Annotated in this window: 18 protein-coding genes and 2 tRNA genes; 9 read left to right on the forward strand and 11 right to left on the reverse strand. The window is 36.3% G+C overall.

Going from position 1 to position 18,665, the window contains the following annotated elements; genetic code table 11:
* Positions 1-56 precede the first annotated feature (56 nt).
* The 11 genes from IPM56_07605 to IPM56_07655 all read right to left on the reverse strand — a co-directional run bounded on the left by IPM56_07605 (position 57) and on the right by IPM56_07655 (position 10,894).
* Positions 57-932, reverse strand: a complete 876-nt coding sequence (locus IPM56_07605) for a DUF72 domain-containing protein (GenBank protein QQS37803.1) — start codon at positions 930-932, stop codon at positions 57-59.
* Positions 933-953: 21 nt separating this feature from the next.
* The gene (locus tag IPM56_07610) at positions 954-1,883 is read right to left on the reverse strand and encodes a 1-aminocyclopropane-1-carboxylate deaminase/D-cysteine desulfhydrase (protein QQS38250.1); all 930 of its coding nucleotides are present in this window, start codon (positions 1,881-1,883) and stop codon (positions 954-956) included.
* A gap of 108 nt (positions 1,884-1,991) precedes the next feature.
* Positions 1,992-3,260: an ABC transporter permease gene (locus tag IPM56_07615; GenBank protein QQS37804.1), complete on the reverse strand. Its 1,269-nt coding sequence runs from the start codon at positions 3,258-3,260 to the stop codon at positions 1,992-1,994.
* On the reverse strand, positions 3,250-4,164 hold the full coding sequence (locus IPM56_07620; protein QQS37805.1) for an ATP-binding cassette domain-containing protein: 915 nt from the start codon (positions 4,162-4,164) through the stop codon (positions 3,250-3,252). The genes IPM56_07615 and IPM56_07620 overlap by 11 nt, the downstream gene beginning before the upstream one ends.
* A 122-nt stretch (positions 4,165-4,286) precedes the next feature.
* On the reverse strand, positions 4,287-4,844 hold the full coding sequence (locus tag IPM56_07625) for a hypothetical protein (protein QQS37806.1): 558 nt from the start codon (positions 4,842-4,844) through the stop codon (positions 4,287-4,289).
* A 263-nt stretch (positions 4,845-5,107) separates the two neighbouring features.
* Positions 5,108-6,271 (reverse strand): sodium ion-translocating decarboxylase subunit beta, encoded by a 1,164-nt coding sequence (locus IPM56_07630; protein ID QQS37807.1) that lies wholly within the window; start codon positions 6,269-6,271, stop codon positions 5,108-5,110.
* 2 nt (positions 6,272-6,273) lie between these two features.
* Positions 6,274-6,717, reverse strand: a complete 444-nt coding sequence (locus tag IPM56_07635) for a biotin/lipoyl-binding protein (protein ID QQS37808.1) — start codon at positions 6,715-6,717, stop codon at positions 6,274-6,276.
* A 15-nt stretch (positions 6,718-6,732) separates the two neighbouring features.
* Positions 6,733-7,140 carry an OadG family protein gene (locus IPM56_07640; GenBank protein ID QQS37809.1) on the reverse strand — a complete coding sequence of 136 codons (408 nt, stop codon included), beginning with the start codon at positions 7,138-7,140 and terminating at the stop codon, positions 6,733-6,735.
* Between the two features lie 12 nt (positions 7,141-7,152).
* Positions 7,153-8,712 carry an acyl-CoA carboxylase subunit beta gene (locus IPM56_07645; GenBank protein QQS37810.1) on the reverse strand — a complete coding sequence of 520 codons (1,560 nt, stop codon included), beginning with the start codon at positions 8,710-8,712 and terminating at the stop codon, positions 7,153-7,155.
* A gap of 35 nt (positions 8,713-8,747) precedes the next feature.
* The gene (gene mce / locus IPM56_07650; protein ID QQS37811.1) at positions 8,748-9,155 is read right to left on the reverse strand and encodes a methylmalonyl-CoA epimerase; all 408 of its coding nucleotides are present in this window, start codon (positions 9,153-9,155) and stop codon (positions 8,748-8,750) included.
* Between the two features lie 59 nt (positions 9,156-9,214).
* On the reverse strand, positions 9,215-10,894 hold the full coding sequence (locus IPM56_07655; GenBank protein ID QQS37812.1) for a methylmalonyl-CoA mutase family protein: 1,680 nt from the start codon (positions 10,892-10,894) through the stop codon (positions 9,215-9,217).
* A gap of 611 nt (positions 10,895-11,505) precedes the next feature.
* On the opposite strand from IPM56_07655, the gene IPM56_07660 reads away from it, so the two are divergent.
* The 9 genes from IPM56_07660 to IPM56_07700 all read left to right on the forward strand — a co-directional run bounded on the left by IPM56_07660 (position 11,506) and on the right by IPM56_07700 (position 18,639).
* Positions 11,506-11,591, forward strand: a tRNA-Leu gene (locus IPM56_07660).
* Between the two features lie 56 nt (positions 11,592-11,647).
* Positions 11,648-11,721, forward strand: a tRNA-Val gene (locus tag IPM56_07665).
* 39 nt (positions 11,722-11,760) lie between these two features.
* Entirely contained in the window at positions 11,761-13,683 is a 1,923-nt protein-coding gene (thrS, locus tag IPM56_07670; GenBank protein QQS37813.1) for a threonine--tRNA ligase, read from the forward strand.
* Between the two features lie 39 nt (positions 13,684-13,722).
* Positions 13,723-14,244 carry a translation initiation factor IF-3 gene (locus IPM56_07675; GenBank protein QQS38251.1) on the forward strand — a complete coding sequence of 174 codons (522 nt, stop codon included), beginning with the start codon at positions 13,723-13,725 and terminating at the stop codon, positions 14,242-14,244.
* A gap of 12 nt (positions 14,245-14,256) precedes the next feature.
* Positions 14,257-14,448: a 50S ribosomal protein L35 gene (gene rpmI / locus IPM56_07680; protein ID QQS37814.1), complete on the forward strand. Its 192-nt coding sequence runs from the start codon at positions 14,257-14,259 to the stop codon at positions 14,446-14,448.
* A gap of 18 nt (positions 14,449-14,466) precedes the next feature.
* Positions 14,467-14,814 (forward strand): 50S ribosomal protein L20, encoded by a 348-nt coding sequence (gene rplT, locus IPM56_07685; protein QQS37815.1) that lies wholly within the window; start codon positions 14,467-14,469, stop codon positions 14,812-14,814.
* A gap of 69 nt (positions 14,815-14,883) precedes the next feature.
* Positions 14,884-15,897 carry a phenylalanine--tRNA ligase subunit alpha gene (gene pheS, locus IPM56_07690; GenBank protein QQS37816.1) on the forward strand — a complete coding sequence of 338 codons (1,014 nt, stop codon included), beginning with the start codon at positions 14,884-14,886 and terminating at the stop codon, positions 15,895-15,897.
* 15 nt (positions 15,898-15,912) lie between these two features.
* Positions 15,913-18,315, forward strand: coding sequence for a phenylalanine--tRNA ligase subunit beta (locus IPM56_07695; GenBank protein ID QQS37817.1), 2,403 nt, complete (start codon positions 15,913-15,915; stop codon positions 18,313-18,315).
* The gene (locus tag IPM56_07700; protein ID QQS37818.1) at positions 18,316-18,639 is read left to right on the forward strand and encodes a hypothetical protein; all 324 of its coding nucleotides are present in this window, start codon (positions 18,316-18,318) and stop codon (positions 18,637-18,639) included.
* The last annotated feature ends 26 nt before the right edge of the window (positions 18,640-18,665 follow it).

An 18,665-nucleotide genomic window follows, 5' to 3' on the forward strand; every position in this document is an offset into this window, starting at 1 on the left:
GAAAGTTTGAGAAAAGTATAACCAATAAAATTGTGTTTTTATTTGAATCGTATCACTTACTTGTCTAAAACATCTCTTATTTTTTGAATCGTTAAGGGTGCACTGCCCTCGAAATGATTGTTCACATTGGCATAAATATCAATTTCAAGACTAAGTAGTAACTGTATCATTTTTACTATCTTCAAAATCTCATCATCACGCGGCTCAACAATTTTGCTCCAGTCACCTCCGGTTTTCTCTTCTATCCCGGAACGGTCAGGACCATGCAGCCTGAATATAACTGTGTTTTTTAAATGAGTCTGAAATGCCTGGAAAGTTTCCCAAACAGGCGGCATATAATAGCCGTGCAGAAAAACCATAGAGATATTATTCCTGTTAAGAAATTCAAAAAAGTTTTTATTGAGATAATTAGGATTACGTATTTCAATCGCATACATATAATTTCTATCTGTATCCTCCAGAAACTTTTCAAACCTGTCCATAAACTCGTGCTGACTGTTCATCTTTTCCTTATTGAGATATTCAAACTGGAACATTAACGGACCAAGTTTATTTTTCATCGGAGATAGTGTATTCAAGAATTGACTGAATAAATCCGGATTGAGGAAATGCGGATTTGATTTTAGCGGTTCAGTTTTATTCTTCTTGTAAAAATGTGTTAATGTTATGCTGTTCGGCACTTTAATCGAAAATTTAAAATCATCCGGCACGGAGGCGGCATAACTTTCAACATCTTTTTCTTTTGGTAAAGAAATCTTATCAGCACTATTTAAAGACCAGAACCACTGGTCTATTTCAACACTGTTAAAATGTTTTGCGTACTCTTCAAGAAAATTAAATTTATCCTGTTCAGGATATACAAGACCTTTCCATGAATCATACTTCCAACTGCAGGTACCGATATATAATTTTGAGGAAAGTTTTTTGCTCATATTCTGTGTACTCACATAAGTTTACGCAAACTGTTTTAACCATCTTATTTTTGATTGCATTCCAGCCAGCCCCTGTAATCCGCCAGAATGAATAGCTATAATAGTTGAACCCTTCTGAAAATAATTTTTGGATATAAGGTCATAAATACCAAATAAAAGTTTCCCTGTATAGATGGGGTCTAATTGAATATTATGCTGTTCATAGAAGCGTTCAATAAAATTTATGAGAGATGAATTAAATTTTGCATAACCGCCAAAATGATAGTCGAGATTTATTTCCCAGTTATTTAACAATTTATTCTTCAGAAAGGATTTTACATTGCGATTAAGAAACTCTGCACCTTTAAGAACTGAGATGCCGAGAATTCTTGTATCCGGCACACTCCCTGAAATAATACCAGAAATAGTACCCGCTGTACCGCAGGCACAACAAACATAGTTATAAGGTATTTCTACATCCGACATTATTTCTTCACAGCCTTTTACAGCAAGTTCATTTGAACCGCCTTCGGGGATAAGATAAAACTCACCATACAATTTTTGAAGTTCACTAATAATATTTTCTGAATATTTATTCCTGTATGATGAACGATCCAGGTAATGAAACAACATTCCGCATTCTTTAGCGAATGATAATGTGGGATTCAGTGGCAGATGTTCTTCACCGCGAATAACTCCGATTGTCTTAAAGCCTAATTCTTTTCCGGCAGCGGCAAGCGCGTGTATATGATTTGAGTAAGCTCCTCCAAATGAGAGCAACGTTCCGATATTTTTATTAAGTGCTTCGATGAGATTATATTTTAATTTAAACCACTTGTTGCCCGATATATATGGATGGATTAAGTCAATTCTTTTAATGAAAAGATTTACACCAAACCTGTCAGGAATATCATCTTCAATTCTTTGTAGAGGAGTCTGGTTTAGTTTTATGTTATTGAGAAAGTCATTCATCATTCATTGAAGTTCATTTTCTGTTTTGAAAATAATATTCTGATTTGACAAAAAAAATCCGCGACAACTGCCGCGGATTTATATCATTAATATTTTTTTAACTGTGGATTAGTTTTTCAATCTTATCCATTTAAATACTTCAGACCATTTGGGTTTTTTACCTGTGAGCAGAATACCAACACGATATATTTTACCGGCAAATGGAAAGATGAGGATAAGTGTTGCAATATTAACTACAAATGAAATGATTATTTGAACCATTGGAACATCAATAAGGATCATTCTTGTCGGCATAACCATCAATGATGCAAAAGGAAACATCGAAGCAATTTCCCCAACCGAATTTTGCGGGTTGGATTGTAAACCTATCGCAATGAAGAATGGAATCATTATCAGCATAAGCAATGGCCACATACCGGATTGTGCATCCTGTGGATTATCAAATATTGCACCCACAGTAGCAAACAAAGCTACGAATGTAACTAACGCAATCGCATAATTAAGCAGGAAGTAAAGCAGAAAAACAACATCCATTTGAGGCATGAACTCGGTAGGAATTAAAAACCAGCTTGTTGATATCAATAGCAAAATGGGCGTTAACCAAATTGCCATCTGAATAACTTCAACTATTACAGTTCCGAGAATTTTTCCAGCCATAAGTTCTGTGCTGCTTGCTGATGATAAAATAACTTCAACAATTTTATTGCTTTTTTCTTCAACCACTGAACTCATTGTCATCGTTCCCGAAAAGATGAGAGCCATATAAAGAAGAAAAGAAAAAAGGAATGAAGCTATCCTGTTTCCAAATCCTTCTGCTTCGACCTTTTCATCTTTTGTAACACGAAATCCTTTTATGTCAACATCCTTTCTTGCAAAAGAGATCTGATCCTGGGTAAGTTTCTGATCAGAAAAATAAATTTCAACCAGCGCTTTATTAATCGCCGGTCTTAGTTTATTGAACAGGGTATTGTTGTTGGGATTAGTTGAATAATACTCAGCTTCTTTTGAGTTAAGAGCTTTCTCCGAAATAAAAATTATCCCTGTAAGTTTCTCATTCAGGAGGTCCTGTTTTGAATTATCCAATTCTGATTTGAAGGTTTTGTTATCAGTTAATTTATAACTCACGGAGATCATTCCGGAATTCACATCTTCAAGTAAGTTTATCTCATCCTGCAATTTCTGATTTAGTATTTCCGAATCAGAATAGATTGCAAGAGTTGATTTACTTTCACTGTCAAATGATTGAATAAAATACTGGATTGAAAAAATACCAATCATAAATAATGGAACCAGAAGTGTCATAAGAATGAAAGACTTGTTGAAAAGTTTCATCTTTAGTTCACGTTTTATAATGGCAGCAGTTCTGTTATTCAACATTTGAAACCTCCTTTCCCGCAAGTGAAATAAATATTTCGTGAAGTGAAATTTCATCAACGTTGAATTTTTTCACTGTAATATTATTTGATACAAGAAGTTTTAAAAGTTCCTGATCGGTATTTTCATTTTTCAGTCTTATACCTGTGGTATTACCAAAGTCTTCAATGTGTTCAATTAAAGGATGACTTTTGAGAAATGAAATATCGCCGCTGTAGTCCAGGCTGATATTTCTGCTGGCAAATTTTTGTTTAATATCAGTCAGCTTTCCGTTCAGAATTATTTTCCCTTTGTCTATCATTGCCACTGAGTCGCACATCTTTTCGGCAAATTCCATAAGATGGGTTGAAAAGATTATTACTTTTCCTTTTTGTTTCATCTCAAGTATTATCTGCTTCAACAGATTTGTATTGATAGGATCGAGCCCGGAAAACGGTTCATCGAAGATTAAAAATTCCGGATCGTGAAGTATAGTACCAATGAACTGTACTTTCTGCTGATTACCTTTTGAGAGGTCCTCAACTTTTGAAAGTTTTCTGTTCGCGAGATCGAATCTTTCCAAGTAATCAATTGCCGATTTTGTAACAGCTTTTCCTTTTTTGCCTTTTAGTTCTGCAAGAAAGAGCAGCATATCGATCACTTTCATCTTTTTGTAAAGACCGCGTTCTTCCGGCAGATAACCAACCGAGTCTTTAAAACTTTGTTCAATTTTATTTCCTTTGAAAAGAACATCTCCTGAATCAGGCATATAAATTTTCATCATCATCCTGATTGTAGTGGTTTTACCGGCACCATTCCGTCCGATCAGACCAAACACCGAACCTTCGGGAACGTTGAAAGAAACATCATCAACGGCAGTTATGCCGTCAAATGTTTTAACAAGATTTCGTACTTCTAAAGCATGCATTGATTTAATTATTAGTTTGTGATAAGCAAAAATAAAAAGGTGAAGTGAATTCTGCCCGACCGTTTATCATTTCTTTATGCAGTATATAAAAAAAAGGGCTGTCTAAACAGCCCTAATATAAATTAAATAGCCTGATTTTTATAAGGTTCAACTTTATTTATTACTTCATCATTATAAAAAGTTAGTTCGCGTAATAAGTCTCCGTTCGATTTGAAGAACTTCCAGATACCCTGTCTTTTTCCGCTGCCGAAGAATCCGGTTTCCTTTATGTTTCCGTTTGGATAATACCATGTCCATTCGCCTTCAACAACATCATTCATAAAATTACCCTGGCATTCAATTGAACCATCAGGATAAAAATATTTCCACAAGCCCTCGTTCTTGTTGTTCTTAATCTTGCCGTATAATTCGACATTCTTATTGGGAAAGTGAACAACAAATTCGCCCTCTTTTATTCCTTTAATGACATCGTACTCAATCAGCTTTTGATTAAGAGTATCTATTAATCTTCCGGTGTAAGGCTCCTTTGCACCTGTCTGAAAAATTAATCCGTTTTTTATTTCGATGTTAATCTCACCAACAGAACTTTTGGAAGTCGAAGCTAAAAGAATAGGAAGAAGTGAAAAGAAAATGATATGGTACAGCAAACTGCCGGGACTCTTGATAGATAGTCGGCTCATAAATTACCCTCAATTTTAGTTTTAGCATAGCTTCCCCCGAAACGGGGGAGGACTATTAATGCAGCAATCGAAATGCCGTCATAAATAATCCTTTATTCACACTTTCAGGAAAACTTCGTCTCTCTTTATGAGAATACAGCATCAACTATGATTTTTTTGATACACAGAAATTTTCCTGTTTGAAGATGGGATTTAAAAATGAATTCATCAAGAGCATTGATTATTACTCTTGATGAATTATTAAGTTGAACGGTTTTAGAAAACTAACCCATAAAGAAGCTTAAAAGAATACCTGCAGCTACCGCGCTGCCAATTACGCCTGCAACATTTGGAGCCATTGCATGCATAAGCAGATGATTGGTTTTATCATATTCTAGTCCTATTACTTGCGAAACTCTTGCGCTGTCGGGAACTGCCGAAACTCCGGCATTTCCAATAAGGGGATTAATCTTGTTTCCTTCTTTTAAAAAGAGGTTCATAACTTTGGCGAACACGATACCACCGGTTGTTGCAATCATAAATGAAACCGCACCAAGTATAAAAATTCCTATCGAATTCGCTGTCAGAAATGTAGTCGCCTGTGTTGATGCGCCTACAGTCAATCCAATCAGGATTGTAACGATATCTATCAACGCACCCTTTGCAGTGTCAGCCAGTCTTTTTGTTACACCGCTTTCTTTAAGAATATTTCCGAAGAATAACATCCCTAAGAGAGGCATTGCACTTGGAACAATTAAAGTTGTGAGTAATAATCCAAGTATAGGGAAAAGGATTTTTTCAGTTTTAGAAACTGAACGGGGAGGTTTCATTCTTATTCTTCGTTCTTTATCATTTGTTAACAACCGCATTATAGGAGGTTGAATAACAGGAACCAAAGCCATGTAAGAGTAAGCTGAAATTGCAATTGCTCCAACAAGTTCCGGCGCTAACTTTGATGAAAGAAAAATTGCGGTAGGACCATCGGCGCCGCCAATAATACCAATTGCAGCAGCTTGTTCTGGAAGAAATCCGAGATACAATGCTATCATATACGCGCCAAAAATACCAAGTTGTGCGGCAGCGCCTAACAACAACAACTTAGGATTTGAGAGCAACGCAGAAAAATCTGTCATTGCACCTATACCCAGAAAAATTAATGGCGGGTAAATTCCCTTTAAAACCCCGAAGTATAAATAACTCATTACACTGCCGGGTTCATATATTCCTATCTGCAAATTAGCGCCTTGAAGGAACGGAATATTTCCAACCAATATTCCAAAACCAATTGGTACAAGTAGTAATGGTTCATATTCTTTTGCTATTGCCAGATAGATGAATGACAATCCAACAGCTAACATCACAATATGCCCAATAGTAAAATGCGGAAAGGCGGTGTACTTAAAAAATTGATCGAAACCGTGAGCCATAAAATCGAATAGTTGTCCCATGATCAAGCTCCGATTTCAATTAGAATATCGCCTTCAAGAACTGAATCACCTTGTCTGACTTTTATTGATTTTATAACACCATCTTTATCAGCGTTGATATTGTTTTCCATCTTCATCGCTTCAAGCGTGATAAGTTTTGTGCCGACTTTTATTGCGTCACCTTCACGTACATGAACACCGAGTATAACCCCAGGTAGTGGTGATTTTACAAATCCCGCGCCTTTAGGAGCCGCAGGAGAACTCGTCTTTTGTTGTGAAGGTACGGATTCACTTGATGGAACCGCAACTGATCTGACAAGCTTAGGAGTTTTAGTTTGAGCGATAACTTTATCGACTTCAACTTTGTAAGTAGCTCCGTTAACTTCAATTTCGGCAATGTTATCTTCAACATTGATAATGTTAACGTCATATTTATTGCCCTGTATCGTAAATTTAAAATTTTTCATTTCTTTTATCCTCGTTTATCTGGGATGCTGTCTTAGTCCGTAAATTTTTGAACTCCACGGAGAATATGTTCTTGACACTTTATTAATTGTTAGTACCGTGTCTTCTTTGTCATGAATCTCAGCATAGTAAAGATGAATAGCCATTGCTATTGCAGCATTCACTTCGCCTGAAATTTCCTGTTCATCTTTTATTTCTTCTGATTTTCCTTCCCGGCGTAACAGTCTTTTCAGGTTTAACTGCATTACTTTTGACAGGTTAAAGAACACCGCATAAAGTAATAACAGTGCCATAAAGACAACTACATATCCGATCACTGTCATTCCAATTCCTAAAGGATCAATCTCCCTGAACAAATCAGAATTTTTATGGACAGTCGCTGCAGAAGAGTCAGTAACAATTTGAAGTAATAATCCTAGCAACATTTCTATACCTTTCTATAATGGAAGATTGGAATGTTTTTTAGGAGGATTAATATCTTTTTTGGTAGCCAATGATTGCAATGCACGAATCACTCTGAACCTTGTATTTCTTGGCTCAATCACATCATCAATGTAACCGTATTTGGCAGCAACATAAGGAGTCGCGAATTTTTTACGGTAATCTTCTTCTCTGTCTTTTACGAATTTGATTCTTTCTTCAGGATCAGGGATTAACTGTAATTCTTTTTGATGAAGAACTTCAATTGCACCTTTAGGTCCCATTACTGCAATCTCAGCACCGGGCCAGGCATAGTTAATATCGCCACGAAGATGTTTCGAACTCATAACATCATAAGCGCCGCCGTAGGCTTTACGAAGTATTACTGTTACTTTCGGAACTGTTGCTTCACCATAAGCGAATAATAATTTTGCACCGTGAATTATTATACCGTTGTATTCTTGCGCAGTACCTGGTAAGAATCCCGGTACATCAACAAAAGTTACAATCGGAATATTGAATGCATCACAGAACCTTACAAAGCGTGCAGCTTTTCTTGATGAATTAATATCAAGCACACCAGCAAGATAGTTAGGTTGATTAGCAACAATACCAACTGACATTCCATTAAACCGCGCAAAACCAGTAATGATATTAGGTGCATAGTGTCTTTGTATTTCTAAAAATTCATTGTAGTCAACAACAGCGTGAATTACATCTTTAACATCATAAGGTTTGTTTGTTGCTTCCGGAATCACTGTGTTTAATGAATCATCGAGTCTGTCAATAGGATCATCGCAGGGAATCAATGGCGGGTCTTCCAGATTATTCTGAGGAAGATAACTCAGGAGTTTTCTTATTAAAGAAATTCCTTCTTCTTCACTATCTGCAACAAAGTGTGTTACGCCTGATTTTGCGCCGTGAACCATTGCACCGCCAAGTTCTTCTTCATTAACAGTTTCACCTGTTACAGTCTTAACAACCTTTGGTCCGGTGACAAACATATAACTTGATTTGTTTGACATGATTATAAAATCAGTCAGGGCAGGGGAGTAAACCGCACCGCCTGCACAAGGTCCGAACACCGCTGATATTTGCGGAACAACTCCTGATGCAAGAATATTTCTTTGAAATATATCAGCGTAACCGCCAAGACTTTTTACACCTTCCTGGATACGAGCACCGCCGCTGTCATTGATACCAATAACCGGTGCGCCGACTTTCATTGCCTTATCCATTACCTTACAAATTTTTTGCGCATACATTTCTGATAATGAACCGCCGAAAACAGTAAAGTCCTGTGAGAAAACATAAACTAATCTGCCGTCTATTGTTCCGTAACCGGTAACAACTCCATCTGAGAGATAGGTTTCTTTGTCCAATCCGAAATCTATACTGCGGTGACAAACAAACATATCGAACTCTTCAAAACTTCCTTCATCAAGAAGAAGTTCTAATCGTTCTCTTGCAGTTAGTTTTCCTTTTTTATGTTGAGACTCGATGCGCTTTTCACCGCCGCCAAGTTTAGCCTGCTGACGAAGCGCCATCAACTCTTTTATTTTTTCTTCCATTGCCATTTTATTTACCTGTATTTTTTAATTAGCTCAAAATTTTATTCTGGTTTTTCGCAGAGTTCAGTTAAAACTCCGTATGTTGATTTCGGATGCAGAAAAGCGATGTTCAAACCTTCGGCACCCTTTCTTCCTTTTTCATCTATCAGAAGAATATTTTTTGTTTTCACTTCATCGAGTGAATTTTGTAAACCTTTAACTGCAAATGCAAGATGATGAATGCCTTCGCCTTTTTTTTCTATGAACTTTCCAATTGGTCCATCGGGTGATGTTGATTCCAGGAGTTCAATTTTAGTTTGACCAACCATGAAAAATGCTGTCTTAACTTTTTGATCAGCTACCTCTTCAACAGCATAACATTTAAGACCGAGAACTTCTTCGTAATATTTTTTTGCTTCATCAATATTTTTAACAGCGATACCGATATGTTCTATGTGTGATATATTCATTGATAATCCATTTCACTTAAATTATACATTGTAAATTGTCCGCCGCGGCGGATTATAAATTATACAACAACGTGTTCCTTGTATTCGCCGAATACACTTCGCATTGTATTGCAGATTTCACCTACACTTGCATATACTTTAACTGCTTCAAGAATGTAAGGCATTAAATTAGCGTCACCTTGAGCAGCATTTTTCAGTTCCGCTAATTTTGATTTTACATCTTCATTGTTGCGTTGTGCTTTTATCGAATTAAGGAATTTTATTTGTTCTTCCTGAACCTTCATATCAATTCTTAACAAGTCTTTATGATTTTCTTCTTTAACCTGGAACTTGTTTACACCGACCACTATTTTTTCGTTTGCCTCAAGCTGTTTTTCAAATTTGTATGCAGCGTTTTGAATTTCTGATTGAACATAACCTGCTTCTATAGCTTCGATTACTCCGCCCATCGCGTCGATTTTGTTTATGTAGTTCTCGGCTTCCTGTTCAATCCTGTCGGTCATTTCTTCGACATAATATGAACCGGCAAGCGGATCGATTGTATTCGCGACACCACTTTCATAACCAACTATCTGTTGAGTTCTCAATGCTATCATTACAGCTTGTTCAGTTGGTAATGCAAGTGCTTCATCTCTTGAATTTGTATGAAGACTTTGTGTCCCCCCAAGTACTGCAGCAAGTGTCTGAATCGTAACACGTACAATATTATTATCAACCTGCTGTGCTGTTAATGTTGAACCTGCAGTTTGAGTGTGGAATCTTAACATCATTGATCGAGGATCTTTTGCACCGAACCTGTTCTTCATAATTTTTGCCCAGAGTCGTCTTGCCGCCCTGTACTTTGCTACTTCTTCCAGAAGGTCATTATGTGCATTAAAGAAAAATGAAAGACGTTTTGCAAACTCATCTATATTTAATCCGGCTTTGATAGCTGTTTCAACGTAAGCTATACCATCAGCTAAAGTAAATCCGACTTCCTGAGCCGCAGTAGAACCTGCTTCACGAATATGATAACCTGAAATTGAAATTGTATTCCACTTTGGAGCTTCTTTTGAACAGTACTCAAAAATATTTGTGATCAATCTCATTGATGGCTTTGGGGGATAGATATATGTTCCTCTTGCGACATATTCTTTCAGAATATCGTTCTGTATCGTTCCGCTTATTTTATCTTTTGAAACTCCCTGTTTCTCCGCAACAGCTATATATAAAGATAGAAGGACGGATGCAGGTGCATTGATAGTCATTGAGGTTGATACTTTATCCAATGGAATTTTATCAAATAAAATTTCCATATCGGCAAGAGTATCAATTGCGACTCCAACTTTTCCTACTTCACCATAAGCGATTGGATCATCACTGTCATAACCTATTTGAGTGGGCAGATCAAATGCTACTGATAGTCCAGATTGTCCTTGTTCCAATAAATAACGGTAACGTTCATTTGATTCACGGGCAGTACCAAAGCCTGCATATTGTCTCATTGTCCAGAGTTTACCGCGATACATTGTTGGTTGAATACCGCGTGTAAATGGGTATTCGCCGGGGAAACCAATTTTATCAATGAACTGTTCTGTGGTAGATTCCTGTAGAATGTAAAGAGGTTCAACTTTTGAAAATGAAACTGTAGTAAATTCTTTTTGTCTCTCAGGTGCTTTTTGAATTGATCTTAGATAGACCTGTTCATTCCAGTTCCTGAATCTGTCATTAATTGATTTATTATTTTCTGATGAGTTCAATTTTTTCTCCTTGGAAGTGACGTCTGTTAGTACTTGCGAATAAATTTAGTAAAATATTATTCAAATAAATTATTGTTAAATGAAAATAAATAACGATTGGTTTCTGAAATGTTTTACGAAAAAAATCTTTTTTAATTATTCTGCTGACTAAGGGAAGGTTTATTCTGTGTGTTCTGAATTCCGGGTAACAAACATTTGATATCATTTATCGACTATCTTCATTTTGCACTAAAAAAATGACTCTGTTAGTTACTTTAATTAGTTGAATGAATCATTAGTCATTTTTTGGCAAATAAAAATTAAAGCAATTCATTTAGTCAAAGTGAATGCCAGAAACAACTATTTATGATGTTTGGTTTATAACATTTAGACAAATAAAAATTAATAACGAATAATAAACTCAACGCAATATTGGGAACTACGTTAAAATCTTTTCTCAGAGTTGAGAAGGAACGAACGAGGAACAGCATTTAGGAAATCATTAAGTTCGACAGGATTTACTTAAAGTAATTATTGAAAACAACGCATCAAATCTAAAAGAATTACAATGCTTTTTCTTGCAAAAAGAAAATCGATTATCTATATTTACACGCTAAAATTGAAAGATTCCTGCCGGGGTGGCGGAATTGGTAGACGCACAGGACTTAAAATCCTGTGGGAATTTATTCCCGTGCCGGTTCGAGTCCGGCCCTCGGTACAGGTCTTTAACCAATGTACAATTGAAGTTTTTAATTGTACATTTTTAATTGAAATGGGCTCTTAGCTCAGTTGGTTAGAGCGTCTGCTTGACGTGCAGAAGGTCAAAGGTTCGAATCCTTTAGAGCCCACACTTGTCGTAGACGTCTCCGACTTTTTAATAGAGAAACATGGATAAAATAATAATTACATTTCCAGACGGAAAAAGTTCTGAGTTTAATAAGGGAACAACCGGTTATCAGATAGCACAATCTATCTCACAGCGCCTTGCTGATGAGGCTTTGGCTGTTGAGGTAAATGGATTTGTTAAAGATTTGAATTGTTCAATTAATCAGAATTCAGTTGTTAAGTTTCTTACTTTCGATGATGAAAAAGGTAAGGAAGTTTACTGGCATTCCACTTCTCATTTAATGGCTCATGCAGTTCAATCGATTTACCCGGAAGCAAAATTCGGAGTAGGCCCTGCGATTGATTCCGGATTCTATTATGATATTGATATCAACTCAGCGTTAACAGAAGATGATCTACGTAAGATCGAAGACAGAATGAATGAAATTTCAAAACAGGATCATTCATTTGACCGTAAAGAATTATCCAAATCTGATGCGATTAATTTCTTTCAGAAAAAAGGTGATAACTATAAATTAGAAATTTTATCTGAACTCGATGAAAATTCTGAAGTGATCAGTATCTATAATGAAGGTGACTTCACTGATCTTTGTACCGGTCCTCATCTTCCTTCAGCAGGAAAAATAAAGTATGTAAAACTGCTGAACATATCCGGCTCATATTGGCGTGGAGATGAACACAATAAACAGTTACAAAGGATTTACGGAATTTCTTTCCCCAAAAAGAAAATGCTTGATGATCATCTTTTATTTTTAGAAGAAGCTAAAAAAAGAGATCATAGAAAACTTGGTAAGCAACTTGATCTTTTCAGTATTCATGAAGAAGCTGGCGCAGGTTTAATCTACTGGCATCCCAAAGGTGCAAGAATAAGATTAGAGATTGAAAACTTCTGGCGCGAAGCACATCTTCAAAATGGCTATGAACTACTTTATTCCCCGCATATGGGTAAAAGCTGGTTGTGGGAAACAAGCGGTCATCTTGGATTTTATAAAGACAGTATGTACTCAGGTATGAAGGTAGATGAACAGGACTATTTCATCAAACCTATGAATTGTCCTTTTCATATTATGATTTATAAATCCCAGCTAAGATCCTATCGCGATCTTCCATTACGCTGGGCTGAACTTGGTACGGTTTACAGGTATGAAAAAAGCGGAGTTCTTCATGGACTCTTGCGGGTTAGAGGTTTTACCCAGGATGATGCACACATTTTCTGTACTCATGAACAGATTGAATCAGAGATTGTTGAAGTTGTACGATTCGCGATGATGGTTTGGAAAACATTCGGTTTTAGTCAATTAAAGTTTTATGTATCAACAAAACCTGAAAAAGCTGTAGGTGATGATTCACTTTGGCAGAAAGCAACCGCATCACTAAAAAGTGCTCTGGATAAAGAAGGGTTGCCTTACGAAGTTGATGAAGGCGGCGGCGCATTCTATGGACCAAAGATAGATATTAAAATTAAAGATGCGTTGGGTCGTGAATGGCAGATGAGTACAGTTCAGTTTGATTTTAATATGTCAGAAAGATTCGGCATCACTTACATTGGTGAAGATGGAAAAGAACACAGACCGTTTATGGTTCATCGTGCTTTGTTAGGTTCAATTGAAAGATTTTTTGGAGTTTTGATTGAACATTTCGGCGGGGCGTTCCCTGCATGGTTAGCACCGGTTCAGGCAGCAGTTATTCCGGTTTCACAAAATTTTATTAATTTTGCCGAGCAGGTTCGCCAAGAATTGCACAGAAATAATATCAGGGTCGAACTTGACAGGCGAAACGAAAAGATTGGATACAAGATCAGGGATTGGGAAACAAATAAAGTCCCTTACATGTTAGTTGTCGGTGAGAAGGAACAAAATTCAAATTCAGTTTCGGTTCGTCAGCATAAGAAGGGAGACATCGGTTCTCTTTCAATTGCTGATTTTGTAAAACAACTTACAGAAGAAATTAAAAATAAAATTTAAATAACATCAGAGAGGTTTTTTATCGCTCAAAAAGATAGTATAAGAGTTAATGAGGAAATCAAGGCGTCTAAAGTACGCTTGATAGATATTGATGGAACTCAACTGGGCATTTTTACTGTAAGAGATGCTTTAAGATTAGCTGGAGAAAGGGGACAGGATCTTGTTGAGATAGCACCGCAGGCGGAGCCTCCGGTTTGTAAAATAATTGATCATGGAAAATTCAAATACGAACAGCAGAAGCGAGAAAAAATACAACGTAAGAATCAGATAGTTTCGGTTCTAAAAGAAATCCGGTTACACCCAAACACTGATGTTCATGATTTTGATTTCAAAGCCAAACACGCAATTAATTTTCTTGAAGAAGGAAATAAGGTTAAAGTTGTTGTTATGTTTAAAGGCAGAGAGATGGCTTATACGGAACAAGGCACAGATTTATTAAACAGGTTTATTGAACGTACGGAAGAATATGCAAGAGTTGAATCACCTGCAAAGCTTGAAGGAAGAAATATGAGTGTTATACTTGTTCCTGCAGCAAAACAAAAAAGTAAAAAAAATAATTAGTAGGATAGAACAATGCCAAAAATGAAAAGCAACAGAGGTGCCGCCAAAACTTTCAGGAAAACCAAATCCGGTAAGTTGAAGAGACAGAATGCTTACAAAAGCCATATTCTTACTTCAAAAAGCACCAAGAGAAAAAGAAATCTTCGTAAAGCTTCCCTTGTTTCCAAGTCGGAAGAAAAAAGAGTTAATATAATGCTTCAATAATGTCAGAGGATAAGTAAAATGCCAAGATCTAAAAATAAAGTAGCTTCGCACAGAAGACGAAAAAAAATATTAAAACTTGCTAAAGGTTACTGGGGAGCGCGTAGTAAAGTTTATACGGTTGCAAAAAATCATGTTGAAAAAGGTTTGGTGCATGCCTACAGGGATAGAAAACTTAAAAAGAGAGTTTTCCGTCAATTGTGGATTACCAGGATCAATGCTGCAGCAAGATTGAATGGAACCACATATTCACGTTTGATACACGCTCTTGATGTTAAAGGTATCTCACTAAACAGAAAGATACTTGCAAGTCTTGCGGTTGAAAACCCTGCTGCATTCACTGAAGTAGTTAAGTTTTCAGCTAACTAATTTTCTTACCCTCAGACATTTCTTAAATAAAAATATCTGAGGGTATTATTTTAAACTTTCGGAACTGATATGATTGATGAACAGATTAGAACAGTTCAATCCTCCTTCAATAAAGACATCGAGGAAGTCAAAGACACAGCTCAACTCGAGCAGCTTCGAATAAAATATCTCGGTAGAAACGGTGCGTTAACTGAGCTCTTCGAGAAATTAAAAGAAGTACCCGCCGATAAAAAACCTTTAATTGGAAAAACATTAAATGTTCTCAGGAATGAAGCTACTGCCAGGTTCAACGAACTAAAAGAAAAACTTGAATCGCAGGTAACATCCGCAGAAAAAAAACCTGATCTGACACTTCCATATTCTGGACAGATTATTGGAAGCAAACATATTCTAACTCAAACTCTCGATGAGATGAAAGAAATATTCAAAGGGTTGGGTTTCTCTGTTCACATCGGTCCTGAGATAGAATCTGATTGGAATAATTTCGGTGCATTAAATTTTCCTGAAGATCATCCGGCGAGAGATATGCAGGATACTTTTTTCGTATCGGAAGATTTTCTGCTAAGAACGCATACATCACCAGTACAAATAAGAGTGATGCAGACGCACAAACCGCCTGTAAGAGCCATAATGCCCGGACGTGTTTATCGCAATGAAGCAGTTAGTGCAAGAAGTTACTGTATGTTCCATCAGCTGGAAGGACTTTACGTAGACACTGATGTCACATTCGCTGAACTAAAGGGAACGCTCGTTTCATTTGCAAAACAGTTTTATGGGAACGATTTAAAATACAGGTTCCGTCCAAGCTTTTTTCCTTTTACAGAACCAAGTGCTGAAATGGATATTACTTGTTTTATGTGTAATGGAAGCGGATGCAGAATATGCAAATACTCAGGCTGGTTAGAAATTCTTGGTTGCGGAATGGTTGATCCGAATGTTTTTGAAAATGTTGGATATGATCCTGAAAATTATACCGGATATGCTTTCGGTATGGGTATTGAGAGGACTGCGATTTTAAAATATGGAATTCCTGATATCAGAATCTTTTTCGAAAACGATATCAGGTTTCTGAAACAGTTTTGATGCGGAGAATATAAATTGAAAATATCACTTAACTGGTTAAAGGAATACGTTGATCTCAGCGGACTATCAACTATTGAAATAGTCCACACACTTACAATGATAGGGCTGGAAGTAGAAGACTTTGTTGATCAGAATGAATTATATAAAGGGTTTATTGTAGGTCAGGTAAAAGAAAAACAAAAACATCCAAACGCAGATAAGTTATCCCTGTGTATTGTCAATGACGGCAATAATGATTTTCAGGTAGTATGCGGCGCACCCAACGTTGCGACCGGACAAAAAATAATCTTTGCACCTATCGGCACAGAAATTCCAAACGGCAAATTTAAAATCACTAAAGCCAAGATTAGAGGAACAGAATCATTCGGAATGATTTGCTCTGATGCTGAATTGAATCTGAGTGACGATCATTCAGGCATTCGCGTTCTTGACGAAAATATTATTCCAGGAACTTCACTGATTGATGCTTTAATGCTTAACGATGTTCTGATGGAGATTGGAATAACTCCTAACAGACCGGATGCGTTGTCACACATCGGCATAGCAAGGGACCTGTCAGCATTCTTCAATAAAGAACTTAAGTATCCTGACGTCAACATCTCCAAAAATATTACTGATAAATTCGGTGATACTTCAATACAAATCTTAGACTCACTCAATTGTCCGAGATATTCAGCAAAAATAGTCACTGATATTACTGTTGGTGATTCACCTCAATGGCTTAAGGACAGGATAACCAAAATAGGTTTGCGACCAATTAATAATATCGTCGATGCAACAAATTACGTGATGTATGAATACGGTCAGCCATTACATGCATTTGACCTCGATTTATTAAAGGGCAAAAGCATTGTGGTTAAACAGGCAGAGGGTAGTTCTTTCACAACATTAGACGGTAAGAAAAGAGAACTTAATTCATCTATGTTAATGATCTGTGATAGCGAAAGAGAAGTTGCTATTGCCGGTGTAATGGGTGGTGAGAATTCAGAAATTAATTCATCGACAAAAAATATTCTGATTGAAAGTGCATATTTTAATCCATCAAGTGTTCGTAAAACCGGCAAGTCATTAGGCTTAAGTACAGATGCATCTTTCAGGTTTGAAAGAGGAACAGATCCTGAGAAAACAGTTATCGTTGCTGAAAGAGCCGCGCAAATAATTTCAAATATAGCTGGCGGAAAAATTGCTGACTGTGTTATAGATATTCATCCTAAACCATATCAAGCAAAACAAATAAAATTGCGTTTTGAAAGAATCAAACGCTTACTCGGTTTTGATATACCTAAAGAAAAAGTTTTGAAAATTATTTCCGGACTTGAGTTTCCTATCATTGAACCACAAAACGATTATGTAAAAATCAGTGTTCCCGGATTTCGTCCCGATGTTGAGAGAGAAGTGGATGTTATTGAAGAGATTGCAAGGATAAATGGTTACGATAATATTCCTCCAGTGCATAAGATATCAATCAGTCTGGGTGACAGAGAAAATGAAGCGCAATTAACAGATGAATTAAGAAACATTTGTACATCACTTGGGTTATTCGAGATAATTAATAATCCTATGCAAATAGAAAGTAGTTCTTCTATAACCGGCTCAGGCATAAAAATTATGAATCCCTTGAGTCTTGACATGGAATATTTAAGGACAAGCTTAATTCCCGGTGCTTTAAGTACAATAGCACTAAATATTAATCGTGGCGAAAAGAATTTAAACTTTTTTGAAATCGGAAACGTGTTTAACAGGTCTAATGAAAATGAACTTGCCGCATTTTCTGATTTTTCTGAAGATACGCGACTCCTGTTAGCAATCACAGGATTAGAAAGATTGAAGACCTGGCATTCAACAGAAAAGTATTACGATCTCTATTCACTTAAAGGATTAGTCGAGAGTATAACTGCCAAAATTTCGCTTGACAATGTTTTAATAGATTCATATTATGTTAACGGTAATACAATTTTCGATTATTACTTTGAAAAAAAACTGATAGATAAGTCAGTTGGAATGGGCGGGAAAATATCCCGGCAAGTTCTTAAAAAGTTTGATATTCAACAGGATGTTTTTTGTTTCGAGTTTAGTCTTGATGAACTGAGTAATATAAAACCAGCGTTAAGGACTTACTCTGAACCTGTAAAATATCCTAAAGTAATGCGAGACTTTGCATTCATTTTTGATACTACAATAGAGTATTCAGAAATAAAAAGTTTTATCAAAAAGAACAGTACTGAAATACTTAAACAAGTTGAGTTATTTGATGTATTTGAAAGTGAAAGTTTAGGTAATGCTAAAAAAAGTTTGGCATTTACTCTTGAATATCAATCAGATTCAAAAACACTGACTGAAGAAGAAGTGGAGAAAGATTTCAGTTCGTTAATAAACCTGATTACAAAAAAATTCAATGCAAAACTAAGAGGGAGATAATTGGCAGATCTTTCCAAATATGAAGTTCTTCTTAATGATCTGAACACTATTCAGACTCAGGTCTCTGTTCTTAAAAATAAATTTAAGGACACCTCATTAAGAAATACGGAACTTGAAAATTTGATCATTGAATTAAAGCGCGACAAAACTGATCTTACTGAAAAAATTCAGTATCTGGAAGAAGAAATAAAAAACTTCCAGAAAGAAACCAAAGAAAGCCCGGCACTTACATCAAATTTAGAGGAGAGAGAGGCCCTAAAACAAAAAATACAAAACTTGATTTCAAGGATAGATTATCACCTTTCTGCCGAACGGCAGATTTAAGTTCTTAAAATTATTGATTGTTTGAT

The sequence above is a fragment of the Ignavibacteriales bacterium genome, assembly GCA_016700155.1.
GTDB lineage: Bacteria > Bacteroidota > Ignavibacteria > Ignavibacteriales > Ignavibacteriaceae.